The organism is Caballeronia sp. LZ029, assembly GCF_031451275.1.
Taxonomy (GTDB): domain Bacteria; phylum Pseudomonadota; class Gammaproteobacteria; order Burkholderiales; family Burkholderiaceae; genus Caballeronia; species Caballeronia jiangsuensis.
Map to the genome: position 1 here is coordinate 1447283 of NZ_JARUXO010000001.1, position 13992 is coordinate 1461274.

15 protein-coding genes are annotated in these 13992 nt (G+C 64.0%); 11 read left to right on the top strand and 4 right to left on the bottom strand.

Going from position 1 to position 13992, the window contains the following annotated elements; genetic code table 11:
* Positions 1-8: 8 nt before the first annotated feature.
* Together QCE73_RS06920 and QCE73_RS06925 are read left to right on the top strand one after the other, a co-directional pair.
* Positions 9-968 carry an alpha/beta hydrolase gene (locus tag QCE73_RS06920; RefSeq protein ID WP_309881931.1) on the top strand — a complete coding sequence of 320 codons (960 nt, stop codon included), beginning with the start codon at positions 9-11 and terminating at the stop codon, positions 966-968.
* Between the two features lie 207 nt (positions 969-1175).
* On the top strand, positions 1176-1352 hold the full coding sequence (locus QCE73_RS06925; RefSeq protein WP_309880362.1) for a hypothetical protein: 177 nt from the start codon (positions 1176-1178) through the stop codon (positions 1350-1352).
* On the opposite strand, the gene QCE73_RS06930 is transcribed toward QCE73_RS06925, so the two are convergent.
* Both QCE73_RS06930 and QCE73_RS06935 read right to left on the bottom strand, forming a co-directional pair.
* The gene (locus QCE73_RS06930; protein ID WP_309880363.1) at positions 1353-2171 is read right to left on the bottom strand and encodes an NRDE family protein; all 819 of its coding nucleotides are present in this window, start codon (positions 2169-2171) and stop codon (positions 1353-1355) included. It lies immediately after the preceding gene.
* Between the two features lie 12 nt (positions 2172-2183).
* The gene (locus QCE73_RS06935; protein WP_309880364.1) at positions 2184-3182 is read right to left on the bottom strand and encodes a folate-binding protein; all 999 of its coding nucleotides are present in this window, start codon (positions 3180-3182) and stop codon (positions 2184-2186) included.
* A gap of 104 nt (positions 3183-3286) precedes the next feature.
* Here QCE73_RS06935 and mltG point away from each other — a divergent pair, with 104 nt between their 5' ends.
* The 9 genes from mltG to QCE73_RS06980 all read left to right on the top strand — a co-directional run bounded on the left by mltG (position 3287) and on the right by QCE73_RS06980 (position 12298).
* Positions 3287-4297: an endolytic transglycosylase MltG gene (mltG, locus tag QCE73_RS06940; RefSeq protein WP_035498654.1), complete on the top strand. Its 1011-nt coding sequence runs from the start codon at positions 3287-3289 to the stop codon at positions 4295-4297.
* On the top strand, positions 4298-4918 hold the full coding sequence (tmk, locus tag QCE73_RS06945; RefSeq protein ID WP_035498653.1) for a dTMP kinase: 621 nt from the start codon (positions 4298-4300) through the stop codon (positions 4916-4918). It abuts the gene before it with no gap.
* Positions 4919-4938: 20 nt separating this feature from the next.
* Positions 4939-5979: a DNA polymerase III subunit delta' gene (locus QCE73_RS06950; RefSeq protein ID WP_309880367.1), complete on the top strand. Its 1041-nt coding sequence runs from the start codon at positions 4939-4941 to the stop codon at positions 5977-5979.
* A gap of 61 nt (positions 5980-6040) precedes the next feature.
* Positions 6041-6826 carry a TatD family hydrolase gene (locus QCE73_RS06955; protein ID WP_309880368.1) on the top strand — a complete coding sequence of 262 codons (786 nt, stop codon included), beginning with the start codon at positions 6041-6043 and terminating at the stop codon, positions 6824-6826.
* A gap of 54 nt (positions 6827-6880) precedes the next feature.
* Positions 6881-7660, top strand: coding sequence for an ankyrin repeat domain-containing protein (locus tag QCE73_RS06960; RefSeq protein ID WP_309880369.1), 780 nt, complete (start codon positions 6881-6883; stop codon positions 7658-7660).
* Between the two features lie 106 nt (positions 7661-7766).
* On the top strand, positions 7767-8123 hold the full coding sequence (locus QCE73_RS06965) for a Rap1a/Tai family immunity protein (RefSeq protein ID WP_008349679.1): 357 nt from the start codon (positions 7767-7769) through the stop codon (positions 8121-8123).
* A gap of 135 nt (positions 8124-8258) precedes the next feature.
* Complete coding sequence (locus QCE73_RS06970; protein ID WP_035498940.1) at positions 8259-9482, top strand: mechanosensitive ion channel family protein; 1224 nt, start codon at positions 8259-8261, stop codon at positions 9480-9482.
* A gap of 90 nt (positions 9483-9572) precedes the next feature.
* Positions 9573-10958 (top strand): alpha,alpha-trehalose-phosphate synthase (UDP-forming), encoded by a 1386-nt coding sequence (gene otsA / locus QCE73_RS06975; protein ID WP_035498648.1) that lies wholly within the window; start codon positions 9573-9575, stop codon positions 10956-10958.
* Between the two features lie 269 nt (positions 10959-11227).
* The gene (locus tag QCE73_RS06980; RefSeq protein WP_035498939.1) at positions 11228-12298 is read left to right on the top strand and encodes a glycosyltransferase family 4 protein; all 1071 of its coding nucleotides are present in this window, start codon (positions 11228-11230) and stop codon (positions 12296-12298) included.
* Between the two features lie 97 nt (positions 12299-12395).
* Here QCE73_RS06980 and QCE73_RS06985 read toward each other — a convergent pair whose 3' ends face one another.
* Complete coding sequence (locus QCE73_RS06985; RefSeq protein ID WP_035498938.1) at positions 12396-12986, bottom strand: YSC84-related protein; 591 nt, start codon at positions 12984-12986, stop codon at positions 12396-12398.
* Between the two features lie 398 nt (positions 12987-13384).
* On the bottom strand, positions 13385-13852 hold the full coding sequence (locus QCE73_RS06990; protein ID WP_309880373.1) for a hypothetical protein: 468 nt from the start codon (positions 13850-13852) through the stop codon (positions 13385-13387).
* Between the last annotated feature and the right edge of the window lie 140 nt (positions 13853-13992).

The window sequence follows — 13992 nt, forward strand, 5'->3', positions numbered from 1 at the left end:
CTTCGCCGATGCCGCTCAATCCGAAGATCGCGCAAATCCTGGAGATGGTCGCGCGCGCGAATCGACCGCCGTATCACACGCTCACGCCGCAACAGGCGCGCGCCGCGTACGCGATGAGCGCGCAAATTCTCGACATCGCGCCGCTGCCGATGTTCGCCATCGAGGACCTGCGCATTCCCGCGCGCGATGGCGAAACGATCGGCGTGCGCATCTATCATCCGGTCGAGCCGGGCTGGGCCGAGCCTGTCGCGGCGCTCATGTATCTGCACGGCGGCGGCTTTACGGTCGGCAGCATATCGACGCATGACGCGCTATGCCGCAAGCTCGCGCACGACGCGGGCTGCGCGGTCGTATCGGTCGATTACCGCCTTGCGCCCGAGCACAAGTTTCCCGTCGCGGTGAACGATGCGTTCGACGCGCTGCAATGGCTCGTTCGGGAAGCGCCGACGCTCGGCATCGATCCGGCGCGGCTCGCGATCGGCGGAGATAGTGCGGGCGGCACGCTCGCGATCGTGTGCGCGGTGCTCGCGCGCGATGCGGGCATCGATCTGCGGCTGCAATTGCTGATCTATCCGGGCACGAGCGCGTGGCAGAAGAGTGCGTCGCACGCGCGGCTCGCGGAGGGCTATCTGCTTTCCGGTGAGACGATCCAGTGGTTCTTTGCGCAATATCTGCGCGACGATCGCGACCGCGACGACTGGCGCTTCGCACCGCTCGATGCGGCGGGCGGCGTGCCGGACTTCAAAGGCGTTGCGCCGGCGTGGATCGCGGCGGCGGATCACCATCCGCTTTATGACGAGGACATCGCATTTGCCGCCACGCTCGAAAAGGCGGGCGTAGTGGTGACGCTCGCGCGGTATGAAGGCATGATCCACGAGTTTTTCAAGATGGGCGGATTCGTGCCGGAAGTCGCCGATGCTCATGCGGAGGCGGTGAGGGCGTTGCGGGCGGCGTTCGACGCTTCCTAGCGACCGGAAGGAAAATGGATAAATTCCGAATTTCCTTGCGGGAGGGATTAATCTGGATTCCGAAGTGTTAGGATCGGCTCGACGCAGAACGAAATCGAAAACATGTCAGATCGGACTCGCAAGACTTCTATGAACCGTTGACGGTTCGCTACTAAAGCAATGGCCAAGCAAAGATTTCGCGTTTTGCTTTATTGCGGCGTGCTTTTCGTGGGCGCATTCAATGTGGTCAATCTGAACGAAGCCTATAGCGACGGTCCGCCGTACTACGCACGCACGATGAACATGGATAAGTGGACCGATCCGCGACCTGCGCTCGCAGCGATTGACGCCGTGACTGTCCTGCTCATCGCCTCAGTCGCGTATGTGGCGCGACGTTTTCGCTGATCAAGTAATTTCGAACGCAAACGCCCGCTCGAAAGCCCCCGGCCGCACGATGCGATGCGACCCGTCATCGTCGCTACGTTCCTTGATTTCCAGCGATAGCCCCCGCGCAAACGGCTTCACGCGCAACGCCGTCGTGCTGCGCGTTGCGTAGTCAGGCGTTTCGATAAACGCCGCCGACAGCACGCGCTCCCGCTCGATCGAAATACCCGTCGATGGCAGATGCTCGTCGTTCGCGATACGCGGATCGCGCAATGTGTCGATGAGCACATCGAGCGACGGGCGTTCATCGGCGTGAATCAGATCGCACAGCGCTTCGCGTTGCGCGACGAGCTTCGGCCAGGGCGTGTTCAACAGACTGTTGGACAAGCCATGCACGCCTGCGTCGAGCAACGCGGGCGGCGCGTCGGCGCGATTGCCGTACCAGCCGAGTTCGCGTCGCGTGAAGTCTCCGCACAGCAGGTTGAAGCCGTTATATCGATGACCTTCCCGCGCCACGTTCTGTAAATAATCCAGGGGCGCTTCCCGCTCGCCCGCGAGAAAATTGCTCACGAGCGTGCCGCGCGTCGGCGCGTTCGGCTTCATGTCGCCCGGCGCGCGATAGTTGGTGAGCGCCGCGAAACGGCCATCGCGCGAGACACCGAGCCACGTTCCGCCGCCCGTCAGATCGCGGCCCGCGAGCACGCCGGGCGCATCGCTCCACCAGTGCATCGGCTCGGCGTCGCGGCGCAGGAATTCGTCGCGGTTGGCCGAGAGCGTCAGCAATGCGCGGCCGCTTTCCTCGGAAGCCGCGGGCTGCCAGTCGAAGACGATCAGACACATGCGCGCGCGACCTCAGGCGTCGGCGGGAAAAGCGTAGGGCAGCGGCACGAAGCCGAGCGCGGGGCCATCGGCTGCACCGACATGGACCGAGCCGCTTTCGAGCGCGGCGAGCTTGATCTCCACGAGACAGTCCGCGCCGCCGTGCTCTCCGGGCGCCACGTTGACGACGAGTCCGCACGGCTGGCCGGGATCATCGGAATGAAAGAGCTCGACGCCGGGCGAGACGGAATCGGCGCCGGTATCGACGTGTGCGAGCGCCGTGCGCCGCTTGATCGTGCCGCGATACTGGCTGCGCGCGACGATCTCCTGTCCCGGATAGCAGCCTTTCTTGAAGTTCACCGCGCCGAGCACGTCGAAGTTCACCATTTGCGGAACGAACTGCTCGACCGTCGCGTGCGTGATGCGCGGCTCGCCGGCGTGGATATCGAGCCAGTCCCACATTTGCTCGGGCACGCGCGTCAGTTTTTCGTCGAGCTTGGCGATGTGCGCTTCGACATCGGCTTTCGGTCCGACCCACAGAAAGCGCGGACGATGCGCCGCATCCGGCACGCGGATCAGCGCGCCGTGCGGGCCTTCGACCTTCACGTGCACGCCGTCAGGCAATGCGTCGAAAATGCCGGAGAGCGCCGCGCGCACGTCGCCCGCGAACCCGACCGCCGCCACTTCGGAAGTCGCGTCGGTGAGCTTCGCCTTCGAACGCAGCACGAACATCGACAGGCGTTTCTGCACGGCGGCCTGCACGTCGTGCGCGATCAAGAGGCGCACCACGTCGGCCGTGCGCCACATCAGGAACGAACCGAGCAGGCGGCCCTTCGGCGAGCAATAGCCCGCGAGACGCGCGGTGGACGCATCCAAATGCTGGACGTCGTTCGTGACCTGGTTGTGCAGGAACGAGGCGGCGTCCTCGCCCTTGACGTCGATCACGCCGAACTGGGTGAGCGGCATATATGCGCCGGCGGTCTTGACGGATTCGAAGTCTGAAGGGGCGAGGGCGATGGTCTGGGAATTCATGAGCGGGCGGGCTGTCAATCCTATCGTTTGGGCGCAAGCCGCAGAAAGCGGCTCTGACGCAGGCGGCAAGTTATTATATTGGTCTTATCTCAAGCGTGTTTCGCATGTCCTTTTTCAAGAAATGCGTCGTGGCGGCGGTGTTCGTCGCGATGCTCGCGGCGGCCGTCGCAGGCGGCATGTACTGGTGGGCCAACCGGCCGATGACCCTGTCGACGCCCGAACTCGACGTCACCATCAAACCGCACAGCAGCCTGCGCAGCGTGAGCGCCCAGTTGAACCGTGGCGGCGTGCCCGTCGAACCCGAGCTGTTCGTGCTGATGACGCGCGTGCTCGGCCTGTCCGCGCAGTTGAAGTCCGGCAATTACGCTTTCAAGAGCGGCATTACGCCTTACGAAGTGCTGGAGAAGATCGCGCGCGGCGACGTGAACGAATACGTCGCGACTGTCATCGAAGGCTGGACGCTGCAAAAGATGCGCGGCGAGCTCGACGGCAATCCCGCGCTCACGCACGACACGGCGGGCATGACCGACACCGACCTGCTGCGGGCGATCGGCGCGGCCGAAGTCGACAAGGCATCGGCCGAGGGTCTGTTCTTCCCGGACACGTATCTCTTCGACAAGGGCACGAGCGATCTCGCCGTCTACAAGCGCGCGTATCGGCTGATGCAGGCGCGCCTCACCGAAGCGTGGAACACGCGCGCACAGAATCTGCCTTACAAGACGCCGTATGACGCGCTCATCATGGCGTCGATCGTCGAGAAAGAGACGGGGCGCGCGTCGGACCGTCCGCTCGTCGCGGCGGTGTTCGCGAACCGGCTGCGTATCGGCATGCCGCTGCAGACCGACCCGACCGTGATCTACGGCCTCGGGCCGGCTTACGGCGGAAAGCTGAGGAAAAAAGACCTGCAGACGGACACTCCGTACAATACCTACACGCGCATGGGCCTGCCGCCGACTCCGATCGCGCTGCCCGGCGTGGCCGCATTGAACGCCACGCTCAACCCCGCCGCGAGCAACGCGCTGTATTTCGTGTCGCGCGGCGACGGCAGCAGCATCTTTTCCGACAATCTGGGCGACCACAACAAGGCCGTCGACAAATACATCCGGGGTCAATGAATGGCGCGCGGCAAGTTCATCACGTTCGAAGGCATCGACGGCGCGGGCAAGACCACGCATCTGGACTGGTTCCGCCAGCGCCTCGAAGCGAAACTGGCGTCGGGCGGACATCAGGTCGCGATGACGCGAGAACCGGGCGGCACGCCGCTCGGTGAAACGCTGCGCGGCATCCTGCTGAATCAGCCGATGGACCTCGAAACCGAAGCGCTGCTGATGTTCGCCGCGCGCCGCGAGCATCTCGCGCAGGTGATCGAACCGGCGCTTTCGCGCGGCGACTGGGTGTTGTCGGACCGTTTCACCGACGCGACTTTCGCGTATCAGGGCGGCGGGCGCGGCCTGCCGCGCGACAAGCTGGAAGCGCTGGAGCGCTGGGTGCAGGGCGGTTTCCAGCCCGATCTGACCGTGCTTTTCGACGTGCCGACCGACACCGCCAGCGAGCGCCGCTCGGCCGCGCGCGCGCCGGACAAGTTCGAGAGCGAGTCGGAAGCGTTTTTCGAGCGCACGCGCAACGAGTATCTGCGTCGCGCGGAGGAATCGCCGCAGCGGTTCTTCATCGTCGATTCGACGCGGTCTATCGAAGACATTCGTGAAAAGCTTGAAGAAGTAATCGCAAGCCTCTGATTCAACATAGAAACATATCGATGATCTACCCTTGGCAAACCGACGACTGGCAGCGTCTCCAGCAACTGCGCGCGCACTGGCCGCATGCGCTTTTACTGCATGGCGAGGCGGGCATCGGCAAGCTTCAGTTCGCGCAGCATCTCGCGCAGGGACTGCTGTGCGAGATGGCCGCGCCGAACGGCGAGCCGTGCGGGACTTGCCGGGCATGTCTGTGGTTTTCCCAGGGCAATCATCCCGATTACCGCGCGGTGCTGCCTGAAGCGCTCGCGGGCCTCGCGGCCGGCAACGCCGACGCCGCCGACGCATCCGCCGACAAAGCCGATGGCGACGAAGGCAAGAAGACCCGCACGCCCAGCAAGGAAATCAAGATCGAGCAGGTGCGCGCGCTGCTGGACTTCTGCGGCGTCGGCTCGCATCGGGGCGGTCTGCGCGTCGTCGTGCTGTATCCGGCGGAAGCGCTCAACGTCGCGGCGGCGAATGCGTTGCTGAAGACGCTCGAAGAGCCGCCATCGGGCGTCGTGTTCTTGCTGGTGTCGGCGCGTGTCGATCGTCTGTTGCCCACCATCATCAGCCGATGCCGCCAGTGGCCGATGAACGTGCCGCCGTCGAAAGAAGCGAGCGCGTGGCTCGCGTCGCAGGGCGTCGACGATCCGGCGGGACTGCTCGCGCAGGCAGGCGGCGCGCCGCTTGCTGCGCTTGCGCTGGCGAACGACGAGAACCGCGCCCTGCGTGACTTCACGCTCGCGCAACTCGGCGCCGGACCGAATTGCGACGCCTTCGCCTGCGGAGAAAACCTGCAGAAGCTGCCGGTGCCGCTCGTGCTCGGCTGGCTGCAGCGCTGGCTCTACGATCTGCTCGCCGAGCGCACGGCGGGCCGGCCGCGCTACTTTCCCGGCGCGGCGAAAGCGCTCGCCCGTTGCGCCCAGAGCGCCGATCCCGCCGCGCTCGCACGCTACATGAAGACCGTCACGCGGCAGCGCGCGGTGGAAAATCACCCGCTCAATGCGCGCCTCGTGTTCGAGGAACTGTTCATCGGCTATCGCGGCATCTATACGGCCTGACAAATGGCCTGACCGCGACTTGCGCCCCGCGCGCAGCAGCACATGCATTAAGGAGCACCGGATGTTCGTCGATTCACACTGCCACATCAACTTCGAAGGACTCGCCGACCGTCTGCCCGACGTGCTCGACAAGATGCGCGCGCACGCCGTGACCCACGCGCTGTGCGTGTCGGTCGATCTGGAAACGCTGCCGTCGGTGCTCGACATCGCCGAAAAGCACGAGAACGTGTATGCATCCGTCGGCGTGCATCCGGATCACGAAGATGCGAAAGAGCCGAGCGTCGCGGAACTCGTCGAACTGGCCGCGCATCCGAAGGTTTGCGCGATCGGCGAGACCGGGCTCGACTACTATCGTCTGGAAGGGCGCAGCATCGCCGACATGGAATGGCAGCGCGAGCGCTTTCGCACGCATATCCGGGCCGCGCACAAGACGGGCAAGGCGCTCATCATCCATACGCGCTCGTCGTCGGACGACACGCTGCGCATCATGGAGGAAGAGCGCGCCGGCGTGCCGGGCGGCGTGATGCATTGCTTCACGGAGCCGTGGGAGATCGCGGAACGCGCGCTCGCGCAGAACTTCCATATTTCGATCTCGGGCATCGTCACGTTCAAGAATGCGAAAGAGGTGCAGGACGTCGCGCGGCGCGTGCCGATCGAGCGTTTGCTGATCGAAACCGATTCGCCGTATCTCGCGCCGGTGCCGTATCGCGGCAAGTCGAACGAACCTGCGTACGTGAGTTATGTCGGACGTTTTATCGCGCAGTTGCGCGAGCAGCCGGACGAGGCCGTCGCAGCGGCGACCACCGAGAACTTCTTCCGGCTCTTCAAGATCGCGCGGCCAGTCTGAGGGCAGCCGGCCCGCGCGCGAAAAAAACCTGTTTCAAGGCAATCGAAGGTCACTATGAACAATTCCCCGATGGTTTCCACCCTGTCCGTGGCGCGCGTGCCAAACGTTTCCCGTGCACGCGATGTCCGCAATGCACGAGCAGGCGCGGCCGTGCGCGGCCTCGTCGCGGGCGCGCTGCTGGCGGCCTGTGCGATCGCGCAGCCGGCCTGGGCCGCATCCGTGGACTCGCTCATCAAGGCGGTCAAGTTCGACGACGTCTCCGCCGTCAAGAAACAGCTCGCGCAGGGCGCGGACCCGAATACGGTCGACAACACGGGCACGCCGATCATCGTGATCGCCGCGCGCGAGAAGTCCGACAAGGTCGGCCAGTTGCTCGCCGACAATTCGAAGACCGATCTGGAGAAACTCGACCCCGCCGGCGAAAACGCGATGATGCTCGCCGCGCTCAACGGCGACGCGACCTTCGTGAATCTCCTGATCGCAAAGGATGCCGAAGTGAACAAGAAGGGCTGGACGCCGTTGCACTACGCGGCGACCAACGGCCATGACGATATCGTGAAGATCCTGGTCGATCATTCGGCCTATATCGACGCCGGTTCGCCCAACGGCACGACGCCGCTCATGATGGCGGCGCGCGGCGGCCATCTTTCGACCTGCAAGCTGCTGCTCGACGAAGGCGCGGATCTGCGTGTGAAGAATCAGCTCGGCATGACGGCGGTGGACTTCGCCCGCAAGTACAACGAGAAGGACGTCGCGGAAGGCCTGCAGGCGCGTCTGGATTCGATGCCGCAGAGCGGCGGCGCTCCGCAAAGCGGCTCAAACGGTGCAAAATAGCGCTGCGCGACATTCAAGCTCCGGGGCACGCGCGGTCAGGCGCGGCCGCGCATCGCCCCGAACCCGTTGCCCCATTCAAGCCGCCGCTCAACATAAAAGGAAGACCATGCTGCGGGAATTCGTCCTCGCCTGTGCTCTCGCGACGCCCGTCTGCGCGTTTGCGTTTACCGGCAACGATCTGAACAAGCTCTGCACCAAAACGGATCCCAATTCGCGGACTGCCTGCGCGGCCTATATCGAAGGCGCGGCGGACGGCATCTACAACACGATCGAGGCGATCGGTGGAACCTCCGGGCCGCAGGTCGGCCAGTATTTCTGTCTGCCGGCGGACGTGAAGCCGCAGCAACTCACGGACGCGGTGCGCAAGTACATCGCCAATAATCCCGACAAGGCCGATTTCAACGCGACCACGATGGTTTCGCTCGGCCTCGGCAAGGCGTTCCCCTGCAAGGCGGAGCGCTGAACGTCGTTTGACGCCGGGGCGCCATCGGGCGTCCTGGCGTCGCGCTGCATTGCGCGGCGATCCGCATCCGTGCGATGCGGCCGGCGTATTCACTTCGCCGCCTCCACTTTCACGAAGCTGATCTTCGCGACGCTCATGCTCCCACTCGATCACTTCCTGAATCTCGCTGAACGGCCGCTCGGCACCTGGCCGGGCGCGCTCGTCGTGGCCGCCATCGCGGTGATATTCGCAATCGGCGTGCATCGCATCGGCGCGCGCATTCTCGTGCGCATCGCGCGGCCGTATCCGCTGATGAGCGTCGTCCTGCGCTATGTCGACAAGCCCGCGCTCGTCCTGCTCATCATCCTCGGAATAGGCTTCGTGATTTTCGAGGCGCCCGATACGCTGCCGCTCATCGGCGTGCTGCGCGATGTCGAAACCGTCGCGCTGATCGGCGCGCTCACGTTTCTCGCGATGCGCTCGGCGGGCGCGGTGGGCGAGGCGATCGTGCAGGCGCATCCGCTCGACACCGACGACAACCTCAACGCCCGCCGCATCCACACCCAGGCGCGCGTGCTCGCGCGTTCGGTGATGGTGGTGATCGTGATCATCGGTTTCGGCGCGGCGCTGATGGCGTTTCCGAGCGTGCGGCAGATCGGCGCGAGCCTTTTGGCATCGGCGGGCGTCGCGGGGCTCGTCGCCGGTATCGCGGCGCGGCCGGTGCTCGGCAATCTGATCGCCGGATTGCAGATCGCGCTGTCGCAGCCGATTCGCCTCGACGATGTCGTCGTGATTCAGGGCGAGTGGGGACGCGTCGAGGAAATCACCGGCACGTATGTATCGATTCGAATCTGGGATCAGCGGCGCCTCATCGTGCCTTTGCAGTGGTTCATCGAGAATCCGTTCACGAACTGGACGCGCAACAGCTCGCAGATCATCGGCACGGTGTTTTTGTACGTCGATTACCGGATGCCGATCGCGCCGCTGCGCGAAGAACTGGAGCGCATTCTCGCGCATGCGCCGGAATGGGACGGCCGCGTGCAGGTGCTGCAGGTCACCGACGCCACCGACCGCGCGATGCAGCTTCGCGTGCTCGTCAGTTCGTTCGATTCGGCGCTCAACTGGGATCTGCGCTGCCGCGTGCGCGAAGGGCTCGTGAACTTCGTGCAGGCCGCGTATCCGCAGTATCTGCCGCGTGCGCGCGCGGATTTGTCGACGGATAAGGACCGTCATGTCGATTTCGCGCCGCCGCTCGAACGCGAGGGCGCGACGCATGCCGCCAGCACGGCGAATACGCCCGCCGATCCGGTCGCGAGCCGCGGCGAGCCGGGCGGGCCGGATCCACGGGCGCACGCGGCGGCATCGACCGGGAAGAACTGAGGGCATCGACGGAAACCCGCGCGGGATTTTCCAGTCGAAAATTTCGGGTTTATTCTAAAAAGAAGAGTTCGAAGAGGAAAAGGAAAGCATATGAGCCGTCTCGTCGTCGTATCCAACCGGGTCGCCACGCCGACCGAAACCAAGGGCTCCGCGGGCGGCCTCGCCGTCGGCGTCTTCGGCGCGCTCAAGGACAGCGGCGGCGTCTGGTTCGGCTGGAGCGGGGACGTGGTGAGCGAAACCGTCGCGAATCAGGGGCCGAAGCTCGAACAGGACGGCGCGGTGACTTTCGCGACCGTCGGCCTGCCGAAGAAGGACTACGACCAGTATTACCGTGGCTTCTCCAACGCGATGCTGTGGCCGGTCTTTCACTATCGCAACGATCTCGCCGTCTACGACCGCGACGAATACGCCGGCTACCGGCGCGTGAACGCGTGGCTCGCGCACAAGCTCATCAAGCTGCTCGAACCCGACGACATCATCTGGGTCCACGACTATCATCTGATCCCGTTCGCCGAGGCGCTGCGCTCGGCGGGCATCACGAATCGCATCGGCTTCTTTCTGCATATCCCATTTCCGTCGCCGCAAATTCTCTTGAACATTCCACCGCACGAGGAACTGGTCAAGTCGCTGTGCTGCTACGACGTGGTCGGCTTTCAGACCGAACGGGATCGCGTCGCGTTTCATGACTACATCGTCCGGCACGCGCATGGCACCGCAACGCCCGACGGCCACGTCGAAGCGTTCGGCAGGAAGCTCAGGACGAACGTGTATCGCATCGGCGTGTTTCCGGACGAAATCGCCGAACAGGCCGAACGCGGCGAAGCGCGTCAGGATGTGATGGATCTGAAGCAGAGCCTCGAAGGCCGCAAGCTCATCATGAGCGTGGACCGGCTAGATTACTCGAAAGGACTCGTCGAGCGTTTTCGCGCGTTCGAGCATTTTCTGGAGAAGTCGCCCGAATGGCGCGGCAACGTCACGCTCGTGCAGATCGCGCCGCCGACGCGCGCGGATGTCGAGACCTATCAGCAGATTCGCCAAAACCTGGAGTACGAAGCGGGGCGCATCAACGGACGCTACTCCGGACTCGATTACACGCCGATCCGCTATCTCAACCAGCGCTACGACCGATGGAAGCTGATGTCGCTCTTTCGCGAATCGCAGATCGGGCTCGTCACACCGCTGCGTGACGGCATGAATCTCGTCGCGAAGGAATACGTCGCCGCGCAGAATCCCGACGATCCCGGCGTGCTCGTGCTCTCGCAGTTCGCGGGCGCGGCCGATGAGATGACCGGCGCGGTGATGGTCAATCCGCACGATATCGTCGGCACGAGCGAGGCGATCGGGCGCGCGCTCGCGATGCCCCTCGCCGAGCGCAAGGAGCGCTACGAAACCAACATGACCGCGCTGCGCAAGCACGACCTGGGCGTGTGGCGCGACGACTTCCTCGCGGACCTGCGCGGCGACGCTCAAGCGTAACGGTCTCCCGAAACGAGTGTTTCGCCCCTGTAACAGAGCGATGAAAGTGCAAGAGACGCCCACGGCGGGCGATTTCGCGCTCGATAATGGGTTCAGCACGCCGGCGATTGCCGGCGCACGACAGGCATGGGCGAACCGCGCGAGACGGAATTACGCGTAAGGGCAAACCTTGTTGGCCCGGCTTACGGCCCGCTGTCATACTCGATGCGCGTCGCGGCCGGTACATGAAGTCTGCGCCGCACGTCGATATCCGCATGGAGACGAGAACGATGAGAATTGCCCAGATTGCTCCGCTGACCGAGTCGGTGCCGCCGAAACTGTATGGCGGAACCGAGCGCGTCGTGTCGTACCTCACCGAGGCGCTCGTCGAGCTCGGTCATGACGTGACGCTCTTCGCGACCGGCGACTCGCAAACCAGCGCCAACCTGGAAGCGGTATGGCCGCGCGCGTTGCGGCTCGACCCGGCGATCCGCGACCGCATCGCGCCTCACATGCTGCTGATGGAACTGGTGCGCCGTCGCGCCGAAGAGTTCGACGTCCTGCACTTCCACATGGACTATTACTCGTTCTCGCTCTTCAAGCGCCAGGACACGCCGTTCGTGACGACGATGCACGGCCGTCTCGATCTTCCCGAGCAGCAGCCGGTCTTCGATACGTTCAATACGGCGCCCGTGATCTCCATTTCCGATGCGCAGCGTCATCCGCTGCCGCAGGCGAAGTGGGTGAGCACGGTGTATCACGGCCTGCCGGAGACGCTCTACACGCCGCAGCCGGTGGAACAGAAGTACCTGGCGTTCCTCGGGCGCATCTCGCCGGAGAAGCGTGTCGATACCGCGATTCGCATCGCGGGCCGTTGCGGCTTGCCGATCAAGATCGCGGCCAAGGTCGATTTCGCCGATCACGAGTATTTCGAGCGCGAAATCGCGCCGCTGCTGAAGTTGCCGTATGTCGAGTATGTCGGCGAGATCAACGACAGTCAGAAGGCCGAATTTCTCTCGGGCGCGCATGCGCTCATGTTCCCCATCGACTGGCCGGAGCCGTTCGGGCTCGTGATGATCGAAGCGATGGCGTGCGGCACGCCTGTCATCGCGTTCAATCGCGGCTCGGTGCCGGAAGTGCTGGACGAAGGGGTGTCGGGCTTTATCGTGGAAGATGAAATCGGCGCGGTGGCCGCGGTGAATCGTCTGCACACCTTGTCGCGCGAGCGCGTGCGCGCGCGCTTCGAAGAGCGCTTCACATCGCATCGCATGGCGCGGCAATATCTGGAGGCCTATCAGGCCGTCGTGCGCGCGCAAAAGCGCACGCGCTTCAAGCTGATCGATCGCGCGACGACGACCTGACCGGTCGAGCTTCGGAGAAAAAAACCGCCGTGTGGCGCGGCCCGAAGGTCGCACCACACGGCGGTTCTGCATTCGCCGCGCGGGAAGAGCAGCGCGCTCAGTACTTGATGCGCGATACCTTCGTGCCTTGCAGCGAGACATCCGCCATCAGGCCGGCGTTGGTCAGCACGATCGCCTCGACAGGCTTCGTGGCCGTGGTGGTATCGATCACGCCGTTCGCGCCCATCTTCACCAGCGCCACCGATGCATCCGCACCCGCCGACCAGCCGTCGGAGTTGCGGAATTTGTCGAGTGCGTCCTGCGTCATGAACAGGAAGATCAGCGCCTTCGATTGCGCGCCTGCCTGCAGGCCGAACGAGCCGGACGTCGTGCTGTAGTAACCGACCGAGCTGCCGCCGACACGCAGCGCACCCTTGCCGTATTGCGCGCCGACGATGAAGCCGGCCTGAAGCACTGACGGGAACACCAGCACGCCGCGCGCTTTCGCCACCAGTTCACGCGAGCCGCCCACCGTGGCGTAGAGACGCTGGATGGTGCTGTCGACGTCGGCGTCGATGGAGCGCCGGTCATCGGCAGCGCCCGCAGCCGCTTCACTGCCGGCGTTTCTGTTTGCCGTGCAGCCGGCAAGCGCGAGGCCTCCCAGCGCCAGAACGGCGGTCGACTTGAGCATGAAGTTTCGTCTTTGCATCATTGTTCTCCATCGTGGAATTTAGGAAACCCCATAGAGCGGGAGGGTGAGGCACGCCAAGTTATAGCACAGCAACCTGAAAACACGAGCCCCGATCCATGCGCCCAAAGCCTTGTCACGCTTGGGTTCTCAGGCTACGCAACATTCTGGGCAAACGCTCGGAGCTAGCTTACTCCGAATCCGGCCCCATAAGCGACATGCAGCACGCTAAATTACATCCGACTTTCGATCGACACTTCGCCTGCTATTAGGGTAGACGAAGCTTCGACCAAACGAAATGGAACCGGCGTTTTCGCCCGAAGTGCGTCCTCAAGACAAGCATAATTTTCGTGAAGCTTTCTTAAGGTCGTACGAGAAAACCGCAAGCAGGAGTAGCAACGACCGTACCCGACCCTCGCTCACGGATGGGTCGTCGTTTTTACCTCGGCGGCAGAGGTGCTCGTGTGCTGCGGGCGGCGCAACGCGCGCCTCACGCCGCCGACGAGCATGCCGAGCACGAGCAGGAAGGCGGCAGGCACGATCCAGTAGCCGACGAACGCATGCCACAGATAATCCGCGAGCGTCGCCTTGCGATGCGCGTATTCGTCGAGCGCTTCCTGATGCTTTGCCGCGTTGGCCGCAATGACATCGGCGGGGCAGCCGGCGGCGCGGGCCTCGTCGGGCGCGCCGTGGCAGCGCGCGGCGACGCCTGCCGCGCGTTGTGCGTCGGTCAGCTCCCACGTCGAGAGCGCCTTTTGAAGATCGACGTTGTTATACGCCATCTCCTCGCGCACCTCGTTCACCGCGACGATCAGCACCGGCACGAACCAGAACGTGATTATCACGAGCCACCGCCTGAACCAGCGGTTTTTATGTCTCCATGCCATCCGGATGCCTCCATGCGCGGCTTTTCGCCTCGCTCGAAACGGCGGCGGCCGATGGCGTGTTTCTTGTATTCGTGAGGGGCCGCCTTCGCGCCATCTTATGAGAAAAAGACGACGGTGCGAATCAATTGCTTGGGTGCAGT

Bases quoted from the DNA above. Each gene is read 5' to 3' on its own strand.
- QCE73_RS06920 (WP_309881931.1), top strand. From the start codon at position 9: ATGCCGCTCAATCCGAAGATCGCGCAAATCCTGGAGATGGTCGCGCGC.
- QCE73_RS06930 (WP_309880363.1), bottom strand. From the start codon at position 2,171: ATGTGTCTGATCGTCTTCGACTGGCAGCCCGCGGCTTCCGAGGAAAGC.
- QCE73_RS06935 (WP_309880364.1), bottom strand. From the start codon at position 3,182: ATGAATTCCCAGACCATCGCCCTCGCCCCTTCAGACTTCGAATCCGTC.
- mltG (WP_035498654.1), top strand. From the start codon at position 3,287: ATGTCCTTTTTCAAGAAATGCGTCGTGGCGGCGGTGTTCGTCGCGATG.
- tmk (WP_035498653.1), top strand. From the start codon at position 4,298: ATGGCGCGCGGCAAGTTCATCACGTTCGAAGGCATCGACGGCGCGGGC.
- QCE73_RS06950 (WP_309880367.1), top strand. From the start codon at position 4,939: ATGATCTACCCTTGGCAAACCGACGACTGGCAGCGTCTCCAGCAACTG.
- QCE73_RS06955 (WP_309880368.1), top strand. From the start codon at position 6,041: ATGTTCGTCGATTCACACTGCCACATCAACTTCGAAGGACTCGCCGAC.
- QCE73_RS06960 (WP_309880369.1), top strand. From the start codon at position 6,881: ATGAACAATTCCCCGATGGTTTCCACCCTGTCCGTGGCGCGCGTGCCA.
- QCE73_RS06965 (WP_008349679.1), top strand. From the start codon at position 7,767: ATGCTGCGGGAATTCGTCCTCGCCTGTGCTCTCGCGACGCCCGTCTGC.
- QCE73_RS06970 (WP_035498940.1), top strand. From the start codon at position 8,259: ATGCTCCCACTCGATCACTTCCTGAATCTCGCTGAACGGCCGCTCGGC.
- otsA (WP_035498648.1), top strand. From the start codon at position 9,573: ATGAGCCGTCTCGTCGTCGTATCCAACCGGGTCGCCACGCCGACCGAA.
- QCE73_RS06980 (WP_035498939.1), top strand. From the start codon at position 11,228: ATGAGAATTGCCCAGATTGCTCCGCTGACCGAGTCGGTGCCGCCGAAA.
- QCE73_RS06985 (WP_035498938.1), bottom strand. From the start codon at position 12,986: ATGCAAAGACGAAACTTCATGCTCAAGTCGACCGCCGTTCTGGCGCTG.
- QCE73_RS06990 (WP_309880373.1), bottom strand. From the start codon at position 13,852: ATGGCATGGAGACATAAAAACCGCTGGTTCAGGCGGTGGCTCGTGATA.